The following is a 1262-nucleotide window of genomic DNA, read 5'->3' as shown; positions in this document are numbered from 1 at the left end:
GAAAGCATGAGCGGTAGCAACATACTGCGGATTTTCAGGCTTGGTTCAAGGCTTTCAATGAAACGTCAACAGCCCCTAGTAAACCGGTTCGATATTAAATCCGGGCATGGTGAAGAGGCTAAACTCACAGCCTGATCTCCCCTCCTATGAGAACTCTCAGCATTTAGAGCATCGCCCTCATCCAAGCTATAAATCCCGGAGTCTTGTGACCCTGATCTTGTTACTTTTGTGTGTATTCTTTCCCCTATCCCCGCACCAGGGCATGCCAAATCAAGGCCTCCCGTTTCTGAGTGATGAATAGTGAAAGGTAAAGCGCTATTGTTTGACGCCATTTGTGAAGAATATCCATCATCTTGTTCACGCGACTTATCGCCAGCTTGCATGACAGGTGATAGTGATACTCCATGCTTTTTCACGGTATGACCGTTGCAATCTTCCGGATCAGAAGCCGATAGGGATTTCATCAACGATTTGTTGCTTTCTGTAGAAGCGATTACGCCACTATCCGACAGGGAAATGCCACTAGCATTAACGCCCACAACATTATTATTAGGATCGTCGGCTTCCACTCTCTTACCCTCCCTCATCTCAGTGGCAGGAATATCAGCCATACGCTTTCCACGGAGCTTCAATTCAGCAGTAGACTCAACCTTGTGGTCTGTAGAAAGATGTCTAAGCAGTGCGTTCCTGAAATAAAAGGCCTGGGAACACAACCGACATGGATAGCTATTTTCATTCTTCTTTTCATAAGAAACGGCTACCTGTGTCGATTCTCCAGATCGACACTCTTGATCAAATCCAGTTTGGTTATGAAACACTGTCGCAGACATTTCCGTTAATTTTGGGCTAGCAGCCCTCACAGGTGTTTCACATCGAAAAGCAGGTGTTGAAAGATCACCATGAGAATCAACCTCTTGCGGCTCTGCTTCATGTCCATTAGCAGAAAAAGGCGCCAGGCAGTCAGATACTTCAATATCCAGATCCAGTATTGAATCAAAATCCAAAACGGGAAAGTTTTCACTCACTGAACACAAAGCTGGCGACACTATAGCGCTCACTGTGTCCTGTGTAGTGACATTTTTGCCACCCGATAGTTTCTGTCCACAATCTGTTTCACATGCAGCATTATCTCCACGGAGGGCTACCGGTTTCACCTGGTTTTCAGATGCCTGTGTACTTGAAATGTAAACATCCCTTTTTTAGTGGCACCCTAAATTAGAGTTTTCCGACAGCTCGGATTTAGCCAGGTATTCCCATGGCGT

General features: G+C 45.7%; 1 protein-coding gene. It reads right to left on the bottom strand.

What is annotated here, in order from left to right; translation table 11 throughout:
- Nucleotides 1-65 precede the first annotated feature (65 nt).
- Nucleotides 66-1025 (bottom strand): hypothetical protein, encoded by a 960-nt coding sequence (locus ABD892_RS10630; protein ID WP_345195600.1) that lies wholly within the window; start codon nucleotides 1023-1025, stop codon nucleotides 66-68.
- Nucleotides 1026-1262: the final 237 nt, after the last annotated feature.

Origin of the sequence: Kistimonas scapharcae (assembly GCF_039540975.1) — a bacterium.
Classification (GTDB): Bacteria; Pseudomonadota; Gammaproteobacteria; order Pseudomonadales; family Endozoicomonadaceae; genus Kistimonas; species Kistimonas scapharcae.
This window is presented reverse-complemented; position numbering and strand designations above follow the sequence as displayed.